This is a genomic window from Chloroflexota bacterium, assembly GCA_035652535.1.
In the GTDB taxonomy this organism is placed as follows: Bacteria; Chloroflexota; UBA6077; order UBA6077; family SHYK01; genus DASRDP01.
On sequence record DASRDP010000143.1, the window covers coordinates 22,954 to 43,789 of the forward strand.

The following is a 20,836-nucleotide window of genomic DNA, read 5'->3' on the forward strand; positions in this document are numbered from 1 at the left end:
TCAAGGTAGCCACGGCTGCCGAGGGGGATCGATGTTCACCGGCCACGGCGCCTCACGCGGCGGATACGACGCGCGAACGCACGCCGGCCCGATCTCCGCAATGGACGTGACGCCGATGTTGGCCATGGCGAGCAGCATCTCCGTCCTCAGGATTTCGAGGGCGCGGGCGACCCCCGCGGTTCCCCCCGCTCCGAGCGCCCACGCCATGAGCTTTCCAATGAGCACGGCTCGCGCGCCCAGGGCGAGCGCCTTCACGACGTCGGTGCCACGCATGAACCCGCTGTCGACGAGCACTTCCGCTCGCCCGTCAACCGCGCGCACGATTTCCGGCAGGACGTCGAGCGTGGCCGGCGCGTGGTCGAGCTGCCGGCCGCCGTGATTTGAGACGTACACGACCTGTACACCATGCTGCACGGCCAGCTCGGCGTCCTCGGGGCTCAGGATTCCCTTCAGGATAATCGGAAGCGGGGTGGCGGAGCGAAGCCAATCGACATCGTCCCAGGTTAGACCCGCCTGGTAGTCGCGTGAGCCGCCGCCTTCGCTCCCGGGCAAGCCTGCGAGATTCGGCTGGGTGCCGCCGTCGCCTCGGAAGTACCGCTTGTGCAGGTCGCGCTCGCGCCGCCCGTAGGCCGCCGAGTCGACGGTCAGGCACAGCGCGGAATAGCCAGCGGTCTCGACGCGGCGAACGAGCGCGGCCAGCCATGCACGGTCGCCGCGAATGTAGATCTGGAACACGAGCGGGCCATTTGATCCGGCTCGGACCTCCTCCATGCTGGGCGACGAGAGCGTGCCGATGAAGGCCATGGTCCCAACCTGGTCCGCTGCTCTCGCGCACGCCAAGGCGCCGTCTGGGTCATAGTTCTGCGGACCGCCGATCGGCGCCAGCATGACCGGAAGCGAGAGCGGGTTGCCCAGGAAGGTTGTGGACGTCGTACGCGAGCGGACGTCGCGTAGGACGCGGGGGCGCAATGCGACGTAGTCGAACGCGGTTCGATTCCGTCGCAAGGTGGTTTCCGTCTCCGCGCCCCCGAAGGAATAGTCCCAGGCGTTGATGGGGAGGCGCTCCTTCGCCGCTTGAACGATCTCGGGGATGGTAATCCAGTCTTCGGGTCGATCCATGTGTTTCACTCCATCTGAACCTGGGCTGATCGCGGAGTCTAATGATCGAACGGATGCCGGTCAAGCGCCCGCATGGAGGCTCGGCTCATCGTATACTGGCGTACGTCGTGATCGCTGGGTTTCAATGGAGAACGAAGGCTCGGTAGGCGACCTCGTCGGGCGCGTCCTCGGCCAGTACACCATCATCGAGCTGCTCGGCCGCGGCGGGATGGCGACCGTATACAAGGGCTACCAGGCTGCCCTGGATCGTCAGGTCGCCGTCAAGGTCCTGGATCCGTACCTCGCGCGCGACCCCGGGTTCGCGGAACGCTTCCGCCGCGAAGCGCTCTCGATTGCCGGACTGGAGCATCCCAACATCCTCCCCGTCTACGACTTTGGGGAGGAAGGCGGCGTCTCCTACATCGTGATGCAGCTCGTCCCGGGCGGCACCCTGCAAGATCGAATGCGCGATGTGCTCCCCCTCGGCTGGTCGGTGGACATCTGCGGCCAGGTCGCCAGGGCCCTCGACCATGCCCATGCCCGAAACATCGTTCACCGAGACGTCAAACCCGCCAACGTCCTGCTGAGGGACGGCGATTGGGCGCTGCTGGGGGACTTTGGCATCGCCAAGATGCTGGGGAGCGGGGCCAAACTCACCGGAACCGGCCTCGGCGTCGGCACACCCGCGTATCTCAGCCCCGAGCAGGCCCAGGGTTTGGCTGTCGACAGCCGGTCAGACGTCTATTCGCTGGGGATGACGCTGTTCGAGATGCTCGGTGGAACGGTCGCGTATGCGGGGGACACGCCCCTCGCCGTAATTCTGAAGCAGATCAACGACCCGGTTCCGAGCATCCGCGCGGTGCGTCCAGAGATACCCCAGGGCGTGGACGACGTCCTGCAGCGAGCGCTCGCGAAACGCTCCGAGGATCGGTTCCCCACCGCGGGGGCGTTCGCCGATGCGCTGCGGCGAGCCGCGGCGCCGAGTGGTCGGGCCGCGTCCGCCTCCAGCTTGCCCCCGACTGTTGAGGCACGGTACCCGTCGGACGCGCTCGAGGCGAGACGGTCCCAGCGGCCGTTGTGGCCGCCGCTGACCCGGCGTTCGACCGCCTGGTTGACAGGCGTTGGCGTTTGTGTCGCGTTGATCGCGGTCCTGGCGCTTGCATTGGTCCAGCGCGGCCCCATCGGAGCAAGCTCCGACCCGGGCACGGTTGTTGAGACGGGCGTCCGACCCGCAGCGAGCGACCCGCCCGATGCCGCGTCGGCCCCGGTTTCGGGCGGGTCGGACGCAACGGTGGAGGCGCGATCGGATGCACCGATTGGCGCGAATCCATTGGGCGATGGAGGCGGAGATACCGAGAGGACGCAGTCGAACCAAACGCCCATCGACTCAGTGGCAACGCGAATCGCAGAGGTGCGCCAGGGGATCGCCCCAAGAGCGGGGCGGCCATCAGTCCACCTAGCCCTCGAGATCACCCACACGACGTGTTCGATTGTCGCCGGCACGGTGACGGCGCAGGGCGAGCCAGTCCGCGGATACGCGTTAAAGGGGACCTACGTCAGTCCCAACGGGGTGACTCGGTCTCTCGGCGGGGAGATCAACGTGGTTGGTCCGCAGTTCCGTCTCGATGTTCCTCTCAGGCGCGGGACGGCTGAGGTTCAGATCGTCGCGTCGAAGGCGGGATTCCTCGACTCGGCACCAGCCCATGCCACGTTGACCTGCTGAGCGGCGTGTGGATGGACATGTCGCTCACTCGTTACCGCGGGCCGCGTCGCCAGAACGCGATTCCCCGCTTGGCGGTCGGTGGTGGGGGCGCCAGCGTTCGGCCGGCGACGACCTCGACCAGCCGAATGAGGTCGCGCGCAAATTGGTGATCGGGTTCCTGGTCCTGATAGAGCACGGGCATGCCGCGATTGGCCGCGTCGACAACCAGGCGCCCGGCGCTGGGGAGCGACACGGCGGCCGGCACGTGCAGGTGCTGTTCGACGAGATCGGTGCTCACGCCAGTATCCGCGCGGTTGACGACGAGCACGATCTTGGTCAGATACCCGACTCGCTCCGCAATGTCGAGGAATCTCCGGGTGTTGTGGAGTGCGCTCACGTCCGAGGTGGCGACCAGAACGATCTCGTCCGCCGAATCCATCAGATCCAGGGTGAGCTCGCTGAGGCTGGGCGCCGTGTCGACAACGACGAAGTCGAAGAGTGTCGTGTAGCGGGCAATCGCCTTGACGGCAAGGGCCATATCGAGCTGTTCGACCAAGGCGGGATCGTCCGGTCGCATCAGCACGGACACCCCCGACTTATGGGCCGCCGGCACTTTCCTCAGCTCCCATTCGTCGAACTCTTGCCCCGTCCACGTGTCTACGGCCCGAAAAATCGTCGCCGTGGGCTTGAGGTCCATGAGAACGCCGATATCGCCGTACCAGAGGTCGGCATCCACGAGTAAGGTTCGCGGTTGGCCGGTGCGAGCAAGGCCGACAGCCAAATTCGTGGCCACGGTGCTGGCGCCGACACCCCCTTTGGCGTGAGCGACGACGATGAGCCGGCCGGGCGCGCCGTTGGCCTGCGACGCGGCGTGCCGGAAAGCGTCACTTTTCGGCTGGTAACCGCTGCGAATCATCAAGGCTTTGACCAGTACGGCCAGCTCGTCTGATTCGATCGGCTTCGTTGCGCATTCATCGCGCGCGCCAAGAATTGAGTCGCCCCGCACCTGTTCGGCTTCGCCCGGCGGGACGAGCACGAGCGTCGGCACCGACCCTGCGCGCAAGGCCTGCCGGATGTCGGGAAGCACTTCCTCCGAGATGCTCGCGTCCAGGACTGCAACCCAATGCGGGTATTGTCCGAGTGCGAGCTTAAGCGCCCCGGCCGAATCCACGACATCGGTATCGATGCCGTCCATCGTCAATGAAGAGGCATATCCACGAATCATTGGGTCGTTGGAGATGAGGATGAGTCGTGCATGTGGGCGGGATCGCGCTTTCACTTCAGTCTGTTCCGCAAGGCTTGCAACCATCGTGACGTCTGGACCTTCCTCACAGCGTTGGGCGAGCTGTGTGCATGGGCCGCGTAATACATTTGTATGCCAACAACTCCCGCTACGGGTGCGGATTTACGCAAATCGTAACGATACGTGGCAGGAATAGTAACAGAATTGTCATGCGCCCCTATCGCGCAAGCGACGGGCCACTGGCCTGCCGCAGGCCCGAATCCGTGGCAGCGACGGATGGGAAGCCGGGCCATGCGCAGACGACGTCGGACGTGCCGCCGACTCCGGATTCGGTGAGGCTCGCGATCACAAAGCAGCTTGGTCCGCCCATCTGGGTCGACGTGGCGCGTGCGCTTGCAGGGAGCACCGAGGGATCCCCGCTGAACGGCACGAGGGCATAGCCGCTGATCGAATCGACCGTCGCGGGCGAGATCCAGGTCAACGTTGCGATGGTTGACTGGCCGAGCTGAATTGTCGGCTCGCCGGGGGGCAAGGCACCCGAGTGACTCCCCGGCACACCGCACAAGAGGTCGGAGCCAGCGAGCACGGCGGCGGCGCCGATGGCGAAGACGACATAGCAATCTAGCCCGGTGGGTGGCGCAACGTCCGTGAAGCCGGTGGCCGATGCCGGTAGCGCAGCGTCGGATGGCAGCAGCGTCGGTCCGGTGGAGTCCAGGCGGACGATTACGTACGACAGGGTACCGGGGATGTTGGTCCAGGAAAGAGTCGTCGAACCCGACCGGTCCGCTCGGAGGTTCAGGTTGAGACCTGAGGGCGGCGGGAGCGCCAGCCCGCCCCAGAGCCGAGGAGGAAACACGGTCGCCAGGTGCGTATCGTCCAGACACGCGGAGACCGATCCGACCTGGCTCCTCGAGGTCAGAAGCGCAGCCGTGACGAGCGCGACCCCCTTGCCGCACCCGAGGTCGGCGGACGCGTCGGCGGGCCAGGTGACCGCGCCCTGGGATAGCTGGCCGTTCAGGGTGGCGGACCCGGTCGAAAGGGTCCAGGTACCTTCGTTGATGACGACGGCATGGCCGAGTCCGGCGGCGCCAGAATAGTTCACGATCACCACCCAGGCGATCGGGCCGCCGCGAAAGGCCGCCCATCCATTTGAAACGGGGCCGGCGCCGCCGATCCACCCGCCAAACGTCACGCCGCAGTTTCCGGCGAGCCCGGCGACGACGCATGCGCGTCCGGCCGAAACCTCGTACCCGGAGACGAAGATTGGCGTCCGGTCAGCAGCACGCGCTGTCGGTCCGTCCCGCAGCCACAGGGCGAGCGCAAAGGCGATTGCGCCGCGTGCGGTCGTGCGCCAGAGCGGACGGGCGGGTCGGAGATGGATTCGCGACAAATCAGCCTCTCGGAAGTTCTCGATCGTGGCGCGAAGCTCACCCGGCCGCACCTTGCCCTCTCCACACTCTACCCCGGGAGCGCCAACCTCGCATGGCCAGCGCCCGCAATTGCGGCGATGGGGCATGCCGGCAATATCATTGAGCCGTCGCGATCGGTCGGCGTGCTCCTCGGCCAACGGAGCCCGCGGCTTTCGCGCGATGATTCCCGATCGTGGAGCCGGTGGTGCTGCGTCTTTCGCTCTCCTGCGGCGTGTACGACCGCACGCTTCCGCTGCTCTTGGGGGACGTCAAACCGGATGGGATCGACCTCGACGTTGGGCCGATCGAGCTGGGGCGGTCCATGGGCTCGAGCGATGCTGACGTGTTCGAGATGCCGATTGTCGGCACCATCATGCAGCGGGCCCGGGACGACACACTCCGCGCGCTTCCGATCTTTCCCAAGCGAACGTTCTTTCATCAGCTCGTCCTCACGCGGGTGGATCTCGACGTGACCGGGCTCGGCGACCTGCGTGGGCGGCGCGTGGGCGTGATGAACTGGTACCAGCACGCCATGGGCGTTTGGCTTCGTGGCCACCTTCTTGAAGCGCACGCCATCCAGGCGGAGGAGATTCGATGGGTCACGGATCGACCCAACGCGTTTCCCATGCCGGAATCGAGCAGAGTGGACATTCAGTACACGCCGCAAGGCGCGACTCTCCTCGAGCTACTGCTCCAGGGCGAGATTGACGCGCTCATTCATGAGCACGCGCACGAATTTTTGGGAGATCACCCGAGCTTGCGGCGTCTCGTGGCTGACCACCGAGACGAGGAGGTCCGATACTACCGCGCGACGGGGTGCTTCCCCATCAATCACGTCCTGGCGGTCCGGAGAACGCTTGTGGAGGCAGAGCCATGGATCGCGGGATCTCTGCTGCGGGCATTCGAGGAATCAAAGGCGCGAGCTACGGAGCTGATGCGCCGAAACAACGCGGTCGTGAGCGCGCCTTGGATAGCCGATCTCCTCGAAGCGCAGGAGCGCGACCTGGGGCCGGACCCCTTCGCCTACGGGCTGTATCGGACCCGTGCCGAGCTCGAGCGCCTCGTCCGCTATCTGGTTGAGCAGGAGCTCATTCCGGCGCCGATCCCGATCGAGGCGATCTTCGTCGAGTCCTCGGCATAGGCCAAATGCCGTCGCTTCATGGCTTGATGATGGCTTTGAGCCTGGCGCGAAGGTCGTCCGGCGTCGCGAGCATCTCGAGGACGAGCTTCTTGATGTCGTCGCCGAAGAAGGGGTCGATCTCGAGTCGCGCGCTTTCCGCCTCGGCCAGAAAGCCCTTGTCAGCGAAGGTCTGACGAAATGCCTCCTGCAGCGCGGCGGCGCGATCCGCCGGAACCTCGGGCGCCGCGACGTAGACCTTCCCAAATTGATTTGGATAGAGAATGCCCAGCTTGATGAGCTGGCGCATCTCGTCCGTCTTGCCGATATCGTTGATCGTCGGCGCGGGGAACGGGAGATCTTTGGTGGGATGATCGTTGATGTCCGCTAAGACGGTCCACGTTCCGTCTTTGACGTCGTCGAGATTCGTCAGCTTCACGGACTGCCACGAATTCACGAATCCGTCGACCTCGCCGCTGTCGATGGCGAGTCGCACCGGAGCGGTGCCCTCGTAACCGGACACGACGCGGATGTTGGCCCCCAGGGCTTCGCGCATCATGTATGCGCCCTGCTCGACAGCCGAGTTGGGGATGCCTGCGAGGACGAGAGTCTTGGCGTTCGGACCGGTCACGTCGTCCAGCTTGGTTATTCCGGTTCGACTATGCACGATGAGCACGTACGTCTCTTTGACCGGGACCGCCAGGTACCAGAACTTCGAGGCGTCGTACTCGACCCCGTCGGTCTGGAAGAGCTGCTCCGTAACGAGTGGACCTCCGATGTTGGCGACTACTGTGCCGTCCTTGGGGAGGGAGTTGTAGGTTTGGTTGGCCGCGATGATGCTCCCCGCCCCCGGGAGGTTTTCGACGATCACGTTCGGGTTTCCCGGAATGTAGGTGCCGAGGTATCGGGCGATCAGCCGCGTGTAGGTGTCGTACCCGCCGCCGGGCGAGAAACCGACGATCAGGCGAACGGTCTTCCCACGGTAGAAGTCGGCAACCGCCGGCTCGGCAGCCGCCGGATTGGACGATCGTGCGCTCGACGAGGCGGGTGTTTGCGACCGGCTGCAGCTCGCGAGGGCAAGCATGGAGGCCGCGAGCGCCAATGCGATAGACCGCTGCCGTGTCATCTTTGACCTCCTAGTCGCTGGCTACTGGAGGACCCAAGTCTCGATGTTCCAGTACACGTTTGTCTCGGGCGGCTCTTCGTGCGGTCCTTTGAGCCCCGCCGCCGCGGCCCAGACGTTGGGTGGGAAGACGAGCGAGATCGCGGGGAGGTTTTCGCCAAAGACGTGCGCCATCTGCGTCATCTGCTGCCCGCGCTGGTCACGGTCGAGGGTCGAAATGAACTGGTTGACGAGATCGGTGTATGTGGGATCCGTCCAGCTCAGTTGCGAGCCGCCCCGCCAGCCATTGTCGGGCGTCGGGATGTTCCCCGGGACCGGCGATTCGACCGTTCGTTCGGTGGCGGGAATGGTCGTGATCGCTACACCCGGGTACCCGAATTTCGTCGCGAGGTCGAATGCCTGGGCCGGCGGGATGATGCGCTGATCGGCTTTGAAGCCCGCGGTCTCCCAGTTCTTGGCGAGGATGGCCGCCTCGTTCCCGTCGTTGGTCCCGGCGCGCAGCTCCATGGCGAAAGGGCCGTCCGTCGGGCTGGAGTAGATGCCGTCGGGTCCCTTCTCGTAGCCGGCCTCACGCATGAGCTGGTCGGCGAGTCGCACGTCAAGGTCGTGCTTGACGACGCCGCGCTGCACGTCCGGCCCCCACTGGCTATTGGGGGGTAAGAAGAAGTCGGCCTCCGTCGCGATTCCGGCGAAGATCGCCTCGTTGATTCCGGGTTTGTCGATGCTATGCGCGAGAGCGCGCCGAACGCGAACATCGGTGAGGGAGCGTGGCGTGGTAAGGCCAGGGAGAAATTGGACGATCACCCCGTGCCAGACGAAAACCTGATAGAACACGCTTCCGCCCTGGCGCCCCTGCCATTGCTGTTGAAGGGAGAGCGATTGGGGTATCCGCAGCGCGGTGGCCGAGGCGAGGTCGACGTCCCCGCTCAGCATATTGGCGAGGACGGTATCTGGGTCTGAAATGAAGACCAGCTTCATGCGATCGATCTTGGGGCGCCCGGTGGCATGGCCGTCGAAGGCGGCGGCCTCCAAATATGCCCCCGGCTCCCAGCTCGTGACGCGATATGGGCCGAGGCCGACGAACCCGTGCGTCCAATACCGATTGTCGACGAAGTCCTCCACGGACTGGCTGTTGAACGATTCTTCGAGGAGGTGCCGCGGCAGCGCGGGGAGGTTTCGGTCGCGACCCGTCATGTGGGCCGCATCCGGATAGAGCTGTTTCCATCGAACAACGAATGTGCGGTCGTCGGTCGCCTCTACTTCGCTGATGGCGTTGAAGGGGGGCTGTGACGCCAGGCCGACATCCGGTTTCGCGTACACCCGCCATCCAAAAACGAAGTCGCCAGCGGTGAGTGGCGCACCGTCGTGCCACGTCAAGTTCGGGCGGAGGCGGTATGTTGTCTCCATGCGGCCGTCCGGAAACACCTTCCACGTGTCGGAGTTGATCTCGGGCAGCGCCTCTACGAGGTAGGGGCGCGGGACGGCCTGCTCATCGACGTTGGCGATGTCGGCATTGAAGATGCGCCGATGGTCGACGTTGGAGACCTCCTCGGTCGGCGGCCGGAGCGCGAGCCCTTTCGGCTCGAGGCGTAGGGCCACGACAAGCGTTCGTTGCCGGGACGTCTCTCCACCTGACGGCGCGTTCTCACTCGGCCGTCCGGCGCTCGGCGCGCTGGCCGTGCAGGAGAGAAGCAGGGAGGTGAGGAGTAGGATTGCCACCCGCGCGGTTCTGGTCATGGATCTAACCCTCCGACGACGCGCCCCGTGAAGGTGTGCCGCCCGTTGCCGGCAATCGAACCATACCGTCGAGAGCCCTCTCGGGACTGGGCCCATTGTGCCGCGAGTTCCCGACGGGCTCAAGGGAGTCGGAGCGCGTTTGGTCGGTCATTCGGGCAAGGCGCCCGATTACCGGCGTCGCCAAGACTCGTGGGACTTACGCGGTGCTTCTCGAAACCCAGACGTTGGTCGCCGGGAGCGCAATGCGGACGGTGGTTCCCCTACCAAGCTGGCTCTCGATCTCGAAACTCCCGTCGCGTTCTTGCACGATGCGGCGGCGGATCGCGAGTCCCAGCCCCCCGATGCCCGCGGGCGTCACGGACGAAAATGGTGCGAGGACGTGGGGGAGTAGCTCGGGCCCGTCGATGATTTCGAGAGACCGACGGTTGCGGTCTTCCTAAGGGGACGTCACGCAAGACGGATTCGAGGCGGAGGCTCATCGTCGCGAGGGGATTGTTCAGCACGTTCGCGACGCTCGCGGCGAGCCCCCCATGGTGACCAGCTTCGCGGTTTGCCAGAGCTGCTGCGTCGTCGCTCTCAGCTCTTCGGACTTCTCGGCCAGCTCGGCGGTGCGGGCGACGACGCGGTCTTCCAGATCAGCAGCCAGACTCTTGAGCGCGGCGTTGGCGTCCGCGAGCAGGTTGGCCTGGGCTTCAATCGTCTGGAGATGGAGCTTTTCATTGTCGTGGAGGCGTTTTCTCTCTATGGAGGCGCCGATCCTGGCGCGGAGAATCACAACCTCCTACGGCCTGGTGAGATAGTCATCCGCTCCCAATTCGATGCAGCGAACCTCCGGCGGGCCTACGCTCAGCGGGCTATTCCCGCGGGCAGGCCAGCTCGATGAAGTTGCTCGACGGATCTTTGAGATAAATTGACTGGGCGACCGGACACGGCGCCGGGTGCTCCACCGGTCCTTCAAAGGGTATGTCGCATCGCGACAGCACGTCGATCGCCCGTTCCAGTTCATCGGTCGATACGGTGAGCGCGATCCGGGGAGTGCCTCGCATCTGTTCCGGCGGGGGCTCCTGCACATGCTCCTGATACAGAAACAACGGTATCAGCGTTTCGCCGACGCGGACGCTGCTATGCGGCGCTATGACGTTCCCCGAACCGGTCGTCCCGCGCATTTCGCGCAGCCGCTTGCCGCGAATGATCTCGTCCGTCGTGAGTCCGCTTCGATCTTCAATTCTCCCATAACCGAAGATCTCGCCGAGGACGTCGCAGTAGAACCGTTCGGCGAGGATCAGATCGTTGACGGCCAGCACGGTGTGATCGATCTCCAGGAATTCTTCCATGCCCGTCCTCACTTCTGCTGTCATGGCCGTTCCGAGTTTCCCGCGCGGGAGCTGCTCAGGTTGCGGCCGGAACTGGGACCATCCTTTTCGCTTCCGCGGGCGACCGCGCGATGTTACGGTCCGTATCGACGATAACCTGTCCGTCCTGAATCTCGACGGCATATGCCATGAGAGGCGGAACGCCGGGGGTGTGCCCGATGTGCTCGCCCTTTCTCGTGAATTTGTTGTAGTGGCACGCGCAATAAAAGCGGTAGTGCTCCGGTTGATATACGAGGTTGCACTGCATATGCGTACAGGTGTGGTTCAGGGCCAGGATACCGTCCTCCAGGCGCACAATGAAGAATTTACCGTCTTTGATGTGCGTGATGGAGCCGACCGGAAAATCCTCGATCTTGCCCGCGACCATCTTGCCGAGACCTGCCGCCGGCACCTGGAACGATTCCGCAGAAAAGGCCGTCACCTGGAGCTGATGGCCATCGGGGTCGACGAAGTACTGGCTGATCTCTCCGACGGACCGCTGCCCGAGGTCGCCTCGAAAGTCGCCCTTCAAGCACCCCGTCTCTCGAAGTCGGTCGACGACGCGATGGTAGTCCTCGATGGTGAGCAGGAAATCCGTGTGCACGCCGGGCCCGTCGCGCTTGACCTCGGGAACCTCGACGAGGACGAGGTACTGGCCGGCACTGGTCTGAAACGTGCTGTTCGGCCGATCCTCGTTCCAGAGGTCCCGACCAACGTGCACGAGGCCGACGGCTTCCTTGAAAAACTGCTCCGAGCGCGCCAGGTCGGCGACTTCCAGCATCACGTGACTGAGCTGGCCCGGTCGTGGCATGCAACCCTCCTCTAGTTGACGTCCCAGTCCGCGGCGTTCCAGGACACGCTGGTGCGTGGGCTCGTATCTCCGCGAACGCCGCGGACGCCCTCGCGAAAGATCGCGACGTTGATGTTGAAGTACAGCGGAAGCACGGCGACCTCCTCGGTTTCGCTCCGGATGAGCTGGCGGTACAGCTCCCGGCGCTCGTCGGTGTCGATCGCTCGGAGCAATGCGTCGACCACGCGGTCCATCGCCTCGTTTTGATAGCAGCCGCGGTTTCCGCCCTGCCACCGGGTCTGCTCGGTCGGACAGTCGCGGCCGTACAGCCGCTTGAGGGTGTTCCCCTCGCCGAGCGGGATGGACGTGATGTCGAAGGCCGCGAAGCTGGCGCGGGCCTTCGTGTCTCGCATGAGGGGCTCGGGGATGACGGACTGGTCAACGGCGAGACCAGCGCTTCTCCACGAATCGGCAATGATGGCCAGCTCCTGCTCGCTCTGTGCGCCGGCCGTTGTCCAGATGGGGAGCGCGACCCGCTCACCTTCCCTGTTCACGACTTGGCCATCGGCGCCGACGCGCCAACCTGCCTCGGTGAACAGCTCCCGAGATCTCCGGAGGTCATACGCGTAGCGAGCGGTGACGTCATCCACCCATGCGGATCGAGGATCGTCCGGCGGGATGAACGAGTCGGAGACGGGGGCCTGCCCGTCGAGGACCGTATTGACCAGCGCCTGGCGATCGATAGCATGCAGCAGCGCGCGGCGAACGCGCACGTCCAGAACCTCGCGCGGAGTGGGATTCCGAAACTGCACACCCACGAAGCGCCAGTGAGTGGTTTGGATGACGACGAGCGGATCGTGCCCGGCCCGCTGCCATTCCTGGCGTACCAGCATCGCTTGAGAGAACGAGATTGCCTTGTTGTCCAGGGCCCCGTCGACGGAGCCCGCGAGCAGACTGGCGACGACAGTCTGCTCGTTGGTGATGAAGCGCAGGATGATTTCGTCGAGCTTCGGGCGGCCCGTATAGAAGCCGTCGTACGCAGACAGCGTGAGGTGGCTTCCGGGCACCCAGCTCTCCATCTGGAAGGGACCGACTCCGACGAACTCACGCGTCCAGTACGGAAGCTGCTGAAAGCGTTGCTTGTCGGTGGCATAGACGTCGCCGAGGAGGTGATCGGGGAGTGGACCCAGCTCGTCGGTCACAATCGCATTGCCCCACGGACTCGTCTCGGACCACTCCGTCACGAGCGTGTATTCGTCGGGCGTGTCGATGCGGGTGATCAAGCGGGCGACAGCAGGGAAGAGAGGGAGATCCGGGTCGCGGGCGACGGTCCACGCAAGGAGGAAGTCCCGTGCGGTGAGCGGCGTTCCGTCGTGCCAGGTCACGTCGTGGCGGAGACGGTAGGTGACCTGCATCGTGCCGTCGGGCCGCACGACCCAGGAGCCATCGTCTCTGGATGGGACGGTCAACGCCAGCATCGGGTGGAGGTCGCCTCGGTCGTCATACGTTACGAGCTGCTGGTGCACCGCGAGCCGAAAATTCTGCGCGATGGTTCCCGAACCGCCACCGCCGCCGAGGTTCGCCATCACGATATACTCCGGCTCTCCCCCGAGCGCGATCGTGAGGCTCTTGCGTCCGACTGGCGGCGCGGAAGTGTCGCCGGTTGCCCCACGACTGGGCGCGGGTGCCTCGCGAGAGCACGCGCCCAACAAGGCGACCAGGCCCACGATTGCGACGGTCCGCCGCGGCCACATGCGAATCGCCAACTCCCCGTATCTGCTCGGGGTACAGTATCACCGGCGCCGGCTCCGGGCAACTGTCGAGAACGTTGTTCGGCGGGCGATTCAGACGCGCGCAAGCGGGCGTTGGGCGCGGAGGGAGGAGCGATGCGCGAGCAGGTGTCGCCTGGCGGCGACCTCACATTGCGGGCTGGCCATCACTGGAAAGAGGCGGATCGGGTCGCCGACTACGTCGAGCAAAACGACCGTGACGCACAACAGATGGCGGAAGTGTTCGGCATCGCGACAGGGCTCCTGCCCTTCGAGGCCAGTCGCCCACTGCGCGTGTTGGACGTTGGATGCGGCCATGGGGTGTTTGCCGCCGCGGTCCTGGACGCGTTTCCGCAGGCAACGGCGATCGGGCTCGACGTCTCTCGGGCGATGATGGACGTGGGCCGCGAGCGAATGGCCCGCTACGGCGAGCGGTTTGCCTACTTCGAGGGCGATTTCGCCGACGGCCGACTCCCGATCGAGCTGGCAGGCCCGCTCGACCTCGTCGTGTCGTCGCGCGCCATTCACCACATCACGCCGGACGCGAAGCGGTTGCTCTTCGGCGAAATCTTCGCGCGGCTCGCGCCCGGTGGGTGCTTCGTCGACGTGGACAATATGCGCCCGCGCGACGAGTTCCTGCGGTCTCGCTATGCTCAGGTCGATCCGGCTCGGCCACGCTACGGGAACCGAGCGCAAACGCCCAGAACGGGCGGAAGCCGCGAGCACCCGGATCCGGTCGCCGAGCAGCTGGCAATTTTGCGCGAGGTGGGGTTCGAGCACGTGGACTGCTTCTGGAAGCGACTCGGGCGCGCGTTGATCGGTGGGTTCAAACCCGCGGAGGGGGCGCCGGGGCCTTCAGGCCGTCTGTAGCGCCTTCATGAGCGCGCGAATGTTCTCGTGCACTAACGCTGTGTCGAAGTGCGCCGCGACGCGGGCTTCCGGGCCGGCGCGAAGCTGATCGGCGAGCGCCTTCACCTCCCCTCCCGCGATCCGTTCGGCGATCTGGTACATGCCGCCAGGGGCCTCTTCGCGCTGGTTGTGGCTCACGAGGAGATCGCGGAGCTGCGACAGGATCTCCACAGTCGGCGTAGGCACCAGCATCGCGGCGAACAGGGCGTGCTCCTGGTGGAGCCGGGAGATCATGGCCTGGGTAGCTGCGTCTCCGGTTCGACGCGCGACCGGAAATACGAGCTTCTCCTCCAGCCCAATGTGCCGCAGGAGTCCCGCCCGAAACGCCTCATAGGAAGCCAGATCCATACTCGCCGGTTGCAGGGCGTCGTCGAGGAGACGTCCGAGGCGGTCGTGATCTCCGGCTAGGTACTGATGGACCGGGCCTTGATTCGAACGGCTGGCGTTCATCGCGCGATTCGTCCAGGAGGTGGCCGGCGTTGGCCGCTCGAGGCCTCGCCTCGACAGCCTACCAGATGCGCGAATTGCGTTGCACCGATGCCCCAAGCACCCTCACGTCGGAACGGGCACAGGCTTCGCGCGAGGATATGATGGGGCCAAGTTGCCGCACGATCCAAGGAAGGAGGGCGCCGCCATGCGCGTGAGCGACGCGATCGCCGAGGTCTTGAAGCGCGAGGGAGTCCAGTACCTCTTCTGCTACCCGGTCAACACGCTCATCGAGACAGCCGCCGAGGCCGGAATTCGTCCGATTGTGTGCCGCCAGGAGCGAGTCGGGATGGGGATGGCAGATGGCTACAGCCGGATCTCCAACGCAAACCCGGTCGGGGTCTTCACGATGCAGCACGGGCCAGGCGCGGAAAACGCCTTCTCGGGCGTCGCGACGGCCTACTCCGACTCGACGCCGGTGCTGGTTTTCCCGTATGGGGAGGCGACGACGCGATTGGGGATTCGTCCGGGCTTCAGCTCCGCTCGCGCCTTCGAACCGGTCAGCAAGGCCGTCGAATTACTGATCCGGACGGACCGGGTAGGCGAGGTGATGCGGCGGGCGCTAACGGCCTTGCGCATGGGCAGGCCCGGGCCCGTGATCGTCGAGGTCCCCGACGACCTGGGAACGGAAACCTGCGACCCGGCCCAGCTCGCCTTTCCGGTGGTGAGGGCCACCCGATCGGCGCCCGATCCGGACGACGTGGATCGGGCCGTGGTCGCCCTCCTTGGCGCCCGCTGCCCGGTGATCTTCGCTGGGCAGGGCGTGCGGTCCGCGGGCGCGACGGAAGACCTCGTGCAGCTCGCGGAGGTGCTTCAGGCGCCGGTGATGACGACGCTGCTCGGCAAGGGGTCCTTCCCAGAAGACCATGCCCTGTCCGCGGGTACGGCGGCTGGAGTACGAACGGGCGCGGCGGCCCACTTCCTCGCCAAGGCGGACGTGGTCCTCGCCATCGGGACGAGTCTCACGCGCCATGGGATCTCGACGGCCACGATTCCAGACGGCAAGACCATCATCCACGCGACGAACGATCCACGCGACATCAACAAGGACTATGCCGTCGATTTCCCCATCATCGGCGATGCGCAGCTCACCATTCGCGGATTGCGCGACGCCGCCCGCGACCGGCTCGGGGGGAAGCTTCGCGACGAGGATGGGGTGACTGCCGGTGAAGTCAAGCGGGTCACCGACGCGTGGCTCCAGGCGTGGATGCCCAAGCTTACATCGGATGAAGTGCCGATCAACCCTTACCGCGTCGTCGGAGAGATCATCAGGGCAGTTGATCCCGCTCGGTCGATCCTGACCCACGACTCCGGAAGCCCGCGGAGTCAGCTCGTCCCCTTCTATCGGTCGGCCCCGCGAGGCTACATAGGATTCGGGAAGTCGCACGCGCTCGGGTGCGGGCTGGGGCTCATCATGGGCGCGAAGCTGGCCGCTCCCGAGAAGCTCTGCATCAACTGGATGGGCGACGCGGCGTTCGGCATGGTGGGCACCGACTTCGAGACCGCGGCGAGAAACGGCATTCCGATCCTTACGATGGTCTCAAATAACTTCGAGATGGCGGTGGAAACAGCGCGCATGACGGCATCGCACAGTCGCTATCAGACGCGCACGACGACCGGGAACTACGCGGACATGGCGCGCGCGATGGGCGGGTACGCGGAGCGAGTGGAGAAGCCGGGCGAGATCGCGCCTGCCATCCAGCGCGCGCGCCGCGCGACCGAAGACGGGCGCGCGGCGCTCCTGGAGTTCATCACCTGCGCAGAGACCGCCACCTCGACGGGCGGCGGTCCCGAGTAGGACGGCCACAGCCGATAGCACCCGCGCGATCCGGAAGAGCTGCGCGCCGCCAGGCGCCCCACCCGTGCGGGTAGGGGCAAGACTATCCGTTCGCGTGGGCTCCGTACCACCTGAACGGCGCGGTCGGACCCGCTTGATCGCTCAGTATCGTTCGATTAGTCGCCCGCGTCGACGATCGGGGGCGCCGGCCTGCGTGGTCGGCGTCCGGGCGCGAGCGTTGCTGACGCGATTCGCAACGGCGCGGGACTGGGAGCGGGAACGATGTTGAGCAAAGAAGCGAATGAGCTGCTGACGCGTGTTGGTCCGGGAACGGTAATGGGCGATCTCATGCGGCAGTACTGGATGCCATTCCTCTATTCGTGGGAGATCGAGCCGGATGGCGCTCCCTTGCGCGTGCGGCTCCTCGGTGAGGACCTGATCGCATGGCGGGACACCGATGGTCGCGTCGGCCTGATCAACCAGTACTGTCCCCACCGCGGCGCATCGTTCTTCTTTGGTCGCAACGAGGAACGGGGGATTCGTTGCGTCTACCACGGTTGGAAGTTCGACGTGGATGGGAACTGCACCGATATGCCCAACGAGCCGCCCGAGAGCAACTTCAAACACAAGGTGAAGGCTACGACGTACCGGTGTGTAGACCGAGGCGGAGTGGTCTTCGCCTACATGGGTCCGCTTCAGGACAACCCGCCGGGATTGCCCCAGTTCGAATGGATGACCGTTCCGGCGGTTCAGCGGCACCACGAGTACAAGGCAGTCCTGGAATGCAATTGGGTGCAGGCACTCGAGGGAGATATCGACACGGCGCACCTGTACTTCCTGCACAGCCGTCTCGATCCGAGCCAGAATCCCGCGACGGGCGTTTACCACCCGGATCGGTCCCCGCGACTGGAGATCACCGAGCAAGAGTACGGGCTACTCTACGGTGCGCGCCGCGTCGAAGGGCCAGACAGAATCTACTGGCGTACGACGCAGTTCCTCATGCCGATCTACACCATGTTTCCCGCGAGCGAGGACGGGATCGTGCCGTCCCACATCTATACGCCCATTGACGACGAGCACACCCTCCATTGGGGCGTTCGCTGGCATCCTGTGCGGGAGTTGCCGGAGCGTGAGCTCATGAGCAACAAGGCGGAGATCGCTGGGATGGGGCACATGCGCGAGGAGCAGCACGGAAAGTTCTTCGCTCACTGGTGGCCAGCGGCGCGACAGGACAACGACTTCCTGCTCGACCGCGACGTTCAGCGATCGCAGACCTACACCGGCATCCCGACGATTCGGCTCCAGGACGCCGCGGTCATCACGAGCATGGGCCCCATCCAAGACCGAACGACCGAGCGGTTGGGCACAACGGATGCGATGATCATCAAGGTGCGCCAGCGGCTCATGCGCGCCGCGACCGCTCTGCGCGAGCATGGTATGGCCCCGCCGGGCGTGGATCGGCCCGAAGCCTATCGCGTGCGGTCGGGGTCCGTCGTCCTCGCCGATGGCCTGGACTGGAAAGCGGCCATGGCGGCATGGCACGAAGGCCGGGATACAGAGCCCCCCTCGGTCACGGTGGCCCGGGCCGGCGGCTCCGTCTAGCGTCAGTCGGCGTACGGCGTACGGCGTACGGCGTACGGCGTACGGCGCACGGCGCACGGCGCACGGCGCACGGCATCTCGATCTCGCCCTCTGCCAACCCGAGAAAGTCGCGCATTCTTCGTCTTGTGCTGTTCCAACGGTGGGGGCACCGACCGAATGCTCGACGACCCTGGTCGGATCACCCCGGCGCCAGCCTCCGGTCGGCGCCGGCGCCTGTGATATCGTTGTTGTCAATCGCCCCGCGTGGACGAATCCCCAGGACGATCAGCTCGATGCTGCGTGGGACTCGACCCTCGATCCGACGGAGCGCGGCAACTCCGTCGCTCAGCTCATGGCGCTGATCAGCGAGAACCTCCCGGGCTATTCGCTCTACTTCCTGCAAGTGGTGAATAGCTGGGTCGCCGGGCTGCAGGGCCCAACCGCCGGGAAGGAAAGCACCGGGTTCGGCCAGACCAGTCGCGGGACGACGAACTACTGGAGCATCCAGGATTGGACGTTGGCGGGGCCGGAAAGGACGGCGCAGCAATGACCGCGATCCATCGGAGGTTCCCGTTCACCCGACTGAGCGCTTCCGTCGTGCTGGTCGTCTTTGCGCTGGGGTGCGCTGCCCCTCAGGCGCCCCAGGCTGCGCGCGAAGGAGCGACCTCCGCGCCCCGCGCTCCCAAGCGGCTGGTGGCCGCGATGAAGACGATCCCACCGTTTCTCTACAACCAGCTCAACCCGGCGAACGTCGGCGGCGGTGTCGAGCTTGCCGAGCTGGTCAACAGCGGAATGGTTACGATGGGCGACAGCGGCCTGCTGGTGCCGCGGCTGGTGACCGAGGTTCCGTCAACCGAAAACGGGCTCTGGGTGGTTTAGCCGGACGGCCGCATGGAAGTCACCTGGAAGCTGCGCCCCAACGTTCGGTGGCACGACGGCGCGCCCTTTTCAGCCGACGACCTGACCTTCACCCTGGACGTTGTTCGCGATCCGGATCTGGCCGTCCTGCGGGATCGGACTTATGAGGCGATTGAGGGCCTCGATGTTCCCGACGCTCGAACGGTGGTGGTCCGCTGGAGCCGACCGTACATCGAAGCGGATCAGCTCTTTTCATCGGTGTTCTCCGATCTCGCCGTCCCGATGCCCCGGCACCTTCTGGAGCGGGCATTTCGCGACGATCCGGCCAGCTTTCTCGACCTCCCCTATTGGAACGCGGAGTTCGTTGGGACCGGCCCCTTCAAGGTCCGGGAGTGGGAGCGCGGCAGCTACATCACCCTAGACGCAAATGACGACTATACCCTGGGCCGTCCGAAACTCGACGAGATCGAGGTGCGCTTCATCACCGACGACAATACCCTGATCGCCAACATCCTGTCCGGTCAGGTCGCCCTCACCCTCGGGCGCGGGCCATCCATCGAACAGGCGCTGCAGGTCCAGGAGCAGTGGCGCGACGGGCGCGCCGATTTTCAGGCGCTGGATAGCTGGCTGCTTCTCTATCCCCAGTTCCTCAACCCGACGCCACCCATCGTCGCCGACCCGCAGTTCCGTCGCGCGCTGATCTCGGCCATCGATCGGCAGCAGCTCGTCGATAGCATCGAAGCCGGCCAAACGGTCGTCGCCCCAAGTCCGATCAGTCCCCACTACGCCGGCTATACGGACATCGATCCATCCATCGTGAAGTACCCGTATGACCCGCAGCGCGCGGCGCAGATGCTGGAAGGCCTCGGGCTGACGAGGGATTCGGCCGGGATGTTGCGCGACGCGGCGGGCCAGCGGCTGTCGGTCGGAATCCAGGTCACCACGGTCCTCGACGTCCAGCCCAAGTCGGCCTACCCCGTGGCGGATTTCTGGCAGCGAGTCGGGGTTGGCGTCGACATCGACGTGGTGCCACCCCAGCGGGGGCAGGATTTGCGCTATCGCGCCGAGTTTCCTTCCTTCGCCCTCCAGCGACAGCCTGTGAATGAGCGCATGCTCATTCGCATTGACGGATCACAGGCTCGCACACCGGAGCGCGGGTACACCGGGATCAACAACGCTCGGTATGTGAACCCGGACGTCGATGCGCTCCTTGCCCGAGTGGAGACCACCATTCCGGTTCGCGAGCGCAACGCCGCGATCGCGCAGCTCGTCCATCGAATCACGGACGAGCAGATCTGGATGGGGCTGTTCTTCGACACGGAGCCCGCGCTGATCGCCAACTCGCTGGCCAACGTGACAGCAAAGCACGACGAGTCGCGCGAGACGTGGAACGCTCACCTGTGGGATGTCAAGAGCTGACGGTCCCGATGCGCCCAATGTCGGGCGAACGATGACGGTCGGCCGAACGAGGAAGCCAGGAGGCGCGATATGTCGGAGTCGATAGCTGGGCCGCCGTGGGGCGGTTACACCCTTGCCGAGCGGGACCGCCGTTGGGCCGCGGTGCGCGAAAAGGCCCGCGCCGCAAACCTCGACTGCATCCTCGTGCCGATTGGGAACCGCTTCGACGCGCGCTATCTCACCCAACTCCTCGACGCCGCGGTGGTGTTGCCCGCCCATTCGGACGGCGCGCCTCCAATCGTTGTGTCGGAAGGCTTACCGCGGAGCCCGTGGGTGAGCGAAACGCGCCCGGCCATCGCTGGCTGGGGCAGGGCGATGGGCGATGCCCTTCTCGATGCCGGGATGGAGCGCGCGCGAATCGGCGTGGCGGGACTCGGTCCGGGGCTCGTCACCTACGTGCGCGACACGGATGGCGTAATCGACCACA

The 20,836-nt window shown here is 65.3% G+C and carries 19 protein-coding genes; 9 read left to right on the top strand and 10 right to left on the bottom strand.

Going from position 1 to position 20,836, the window contains the following annotated elements; genetic code table 11:
* On the bottom strand, nt 1–1,119 hold the full coding sequence (locus VFC51_17735; protein ID HZT08869.1) for an alpha-hydroxy acid oxidase: 1,119 nt from the start codon (nt 1,117–1,119) through the stop codon (nt 1–3).
* A 124-nt stretch (nt 1,120–1,243) separates the two neighbouring features.
* Here VFC51_17735 and VFC51_17740 point away from each other — a divergent pair, with 124 nt between their 5' ends.
* Nucleotides 1,244–2,821, top strand: a complete 1,578-nt coding sequence (locus tag VFC51_17740; protein HZT08870.1) for a protein kinase — start codon at nt 1,244–1,246, stop codon at nt 2,819–2,821.
* 31 nt (nt 2,822–2,852) lie between these two features.
* Here VFC51_17740 and VFC51_17745 read toward each other — a convergent pair whose 3' ends face one another.
* Together VFC51_17745 and VFC51_17750 are read right to left on the bottom strand one after the other, a co-directional pair.
* Nucleotides 2,853–3,995, bottom strand: a complete 1,143-nt coding sequence (locus VFC51_17745) for an AAA family ATPase (GenBank protein HZT08871.1) — start codon at nt 3,993–3,995, stop codon at nt 2,853–2,855.
* Between the two features lie 265 nt (nt 3,996–4,260).
* Entirely contained in the window at nt 4,261–5,484 is a 1,224-nt protein-coding gene (locus VFC51_17750) for a hypothetical protein (protein HZT08872.1), read from the bottom strand.
* Between the two features lie 173 nt (nt 5,485–5,657).
* Between VFC51_17750 and VFC51_17755 the strand changes: the two genes are divergently transcribed.
* The gene (locus VFC51_17755; GenBank protein HZT08873.1) at nt 5,658–6,593 is read left to right on the top strand and encodes a hypothetical protein; all 936 of its coding nucleotides are present in this window, start codon (nt 5,658–5,660) and stop codon (nt 6,591–6,593) included.
* A gap of 16 nt (nt 6,594–6,609) precedes the next feature.
* Here the strand turns inward: VFC51_17755 and VFC51_17760 are convergent, their stop codons facing one another.
* The 6 genes from VFC51_17760 to VFC51_17785 form a co-directional block, all read right to left on the bottom strand.
* The gene (locus VFC51_17760) at nt 6,610–7,695 is read right to left on the bottom strand and encodes a tripartite tricarboxylate transporter substrate-binding protein (protein HZT08874.1); all 1,086 of its coding nucleotides are present in this window, start codon (nt 7,693–7,695) and stop codon (nt 6,610–6,612) included.
* 21 nt (nt 7,696–7,716) lie between these two features.
* Nucleotides 7,717–9,429, bottom strand: coding sequence for an ABC transporter substrate-binding protein (locus VFC51_17765; GenBank protein HZT08875.1), 1,713 nt, complete (start codon nt 9,427–9,429; stop codon nt 7,717–7,719).
* 496 nt (nt 9,430–9,925) lie between these two features.
* Nucleotides 9,926–10,204: a hypothetical protein gene (locus VFC51_17770; protein ID HZT08876.1), complete on the bottom strand. Its 279-nt coding sequence runs from the start codon at nt 10,202–10,204 to the stop codon at nt 9,926–9,928.
* Nucleotides 10,205–10,283: 79 nt separating this feature from the next.
* Nucleotides 10,284–10,763 carry a VOC family protein gene (locus tag VFC51_17775; protein HZT08877.1) on the bottom strand — a complete coding sequence of 160 codons (480 nt, stop codon included), beginning with the start codon at nt 10,761–10,763 and terminating at the stop codon, nt 10,284–10,286.
* A gap of 55 nt (nt 10,764–10,818) precedes the next feature.
* Entirely contained in the window at nt 10,819–11,592 is a 774-nt protein-coding gene (locus VFC51_17780; GenBank protein ID HZT08878.1) for a VOC family protein, read from the bottom strand.
* Between the two features lie 11 nt (nt 11,593–11,603).
* Nucleotides 11,604–13,157 (bottom strand): peptide ABC transporter substrate-binding protein, encoded by a 1,554-nt coding sequence (locus tag VFC51_17785; GenBank protein ID HZT08879.1) that lies wholly within the window; start codon nt 13,155–13,157, stop codon nt 11,604–11,606.
* 300 nt (nt 13,158–13,457) lie between these two features.
* On the opposite strand from VFC51_17785, the gene VFC51_17790 reads away from it, so the two are divergent.
* On the top strand, nt 13,458–14,210 hold the full coding sequence (locus VFC51_17790; GenBank protein HZT08880.1) for a class I SAM-dependent methyltransferase: 753 nt from the start codon (nt 13,458–13,460) through the stop codon (nt 14,208–14,210).
* Here VFC51_17790 and VFC51_17795 read toward each other — a convergent pair.
* On the bottom strand, nt 14,196–14,699 hold the full coding sequence (locus tag VFC51_17795; GenBank protein ID HZT08881.1) for a hemerythrin domain-containing protein: 504 nt from the start codon (nt 14,697–14,699) through the stop codon (nt 14,196–14,198). The two genes, VFC51_17790 and VFC51_17795, sit on opposite strands and share 15 nt — an antisense overlap.
* Nucleotides 14,700–14,718: 19 nt before the next feature.
* Here VFC51_17795 and VFC51_17800 point away from each other — a divergent pair, with 19 nt between their 5' ends.
* From VFC51_17800 to VFC51_17825, 6 genes are all read left to right on the top strand, one after another.
* Nucleotides 14,719–16,533 carry a thiamine pyrophosphate-requiring protein gene (locus tag VFC51_17800; protein ID HZT08882.1) on the top strand — a complete coding sequence of 605 codons (1,815 nt, stop codon included), beginning with the start codon at nt 14,719–14,721 and terminating at the stop codon, nt 16,531–16,533.
* A gap of 261 nt (nt 16,534–16,794) precedes the next feature.
* Nucleotides 16,795–18,114: a Rieske 2Fe-2S domain-containing protein gene (locus tag VFC51_17805; protein ID HZT08883.1), complete on the top strand. Its 1,320-nt coding sequence runs from the start codon at nt 16,795–16,797 to the stop codon at nt 18,112–18,114.
* A gap of 139 nt (nt 18,115–18,253) precedes the next feature.
* Nucleotides 18,254–18,643, top strand: coding sequence for a hypothetical protein (locus tag VFC51_17810; GenBank protein ID HZT08884.1), 390 nt, complete (start codon nt 18,254–18,256; stop codon nt 18,641–18,643).
* Complete coding sequence (locus VFC51_17815; protein ID HZT08885.1) at nt 18,640–18,972, top strand: hypothetical protein; 333 nt, start codon at nt 18,640–18,642, stop codon at nt 18,970–18,972. The genes VFC51_17810 and VFC51_17815 overlap by 4 nt, the downstream gene beginning before the upstream one ends.
* Nucleotides 18,973–18,984: 12 nt before the next feature.
* On the top strand, nt 18,985–20,370 hold the full coding sequence (locus VFC51_17820; GenBank protein HZT08886.1) for an ABC transporter substrate-binding protein: 1,386 nt from the start codon (nt 18,985–18,987) through the stop codon (nt 20,368–20,370).
* A 69-nt stretch (nt 20,371–20,439) separates the two neighbouring features.
* Nucleotides 20,440–20,836, top strand: a 397-nt coding sequence (locus VFC51_17825) for a hypothetical protein (GenBank protein HZT08887.1), incomplete at its 3' end; no start/stop codon positions are given.

Excerpts from the sequence above, each read along its gene's own strand:
- VFC51_17735 (HZT08869.1), bottom strand. The coding sequence starts at position 1,119 with ATGGATCGACCCGAAGACTGGATTACCATCCCCGAGATCGTTCAAGCG.
- VFC51_17740 (HZT08870.1), top strand. The coding sequence starts at position 1,244 with ATGGAGAACGAAGGCTCGGTAGGCGACCTCGTCGGGCGCGTCCTCGGC.
- VFC51_17745 (HZT08871.1), bottom strand. The coding sequence starts at position 3,995 with ATGGACGGCATCGATACCGATGTCGTGGATTCGGCCGGGGCGCTTAAG.
- VFC51_17760 (HZT08874.1), bottom strand. The coding sequence starts at position 7,695 with ATGACACGGCAGCGGTCTATCGCATTGGCGCTCGCGGCCTCCATGCTT.
- VFC51_17765 (HZT08875.1), bottom strand. The coding sequence starts at position 9,429 with ATGACCAGAACCGCGCGGGTGGCAATCCTACTCCTCACCTCCCTGCTT.
- VFC51_17775 (HZT08877.1), bottom strand. The coding sequence starts at position 10,763 with ATGGAAGAATTCCTGGAGATCGATCACACCGTGCTGGCCGTCAACGAT.
- VFC51_17780 (HZT08878.1), bottom strand. The coding sequence starts at position 11,592 with ATGCCACGACCGGGCCAGCTCAGTCACGTGATGCTGGAAGTCGCCGAC.
- VFC51_17785 (HZT08879.1), bottom strand. The coding sequence starts at position 13,157 with ATGGCGAACCTCGGCGGCGGTGGCGGTTCGGGAACCATCGCGCAGAAT.
- VFC51_17790 (HZT08880.1), top strand. The coding sequence starts at position 13,458 with ATGCGCGAGCAGGTGTCGCCTGGCGGCGACCTCACATTGCGGGCTGGC.
- VFC51_17795 (HZT08881.1), bottom strand. The coding sequence starts at position 14,699 with ATGAACGCCAGCCGTTCGAATCAAGGCCCGGTCCATCAGTACCTAGCC.
- VFC51_17805 (HZT08883.1), top strand. The coding sequence starts at position 16,795 with ATGTTGAGCAAAGAAGCGAATGAGCTGCTGACGCGTGTTGGTCCGGGA.
- VFC51_17815 (HZT08885.1), top strand. The coding sequence starts at position 18,640 with ATGACCGCGATCCATCGGAGGTTCCCGTTCACCCGACTGAGCGCTTCC.
- VFC51_17820 (HZT08886.1), top strand. The coding sequence starts at position 18,985 with ATGGAAGTCACCTGGAAGCTGCGCCCCAACGTTCGGTGGCACGACGGC.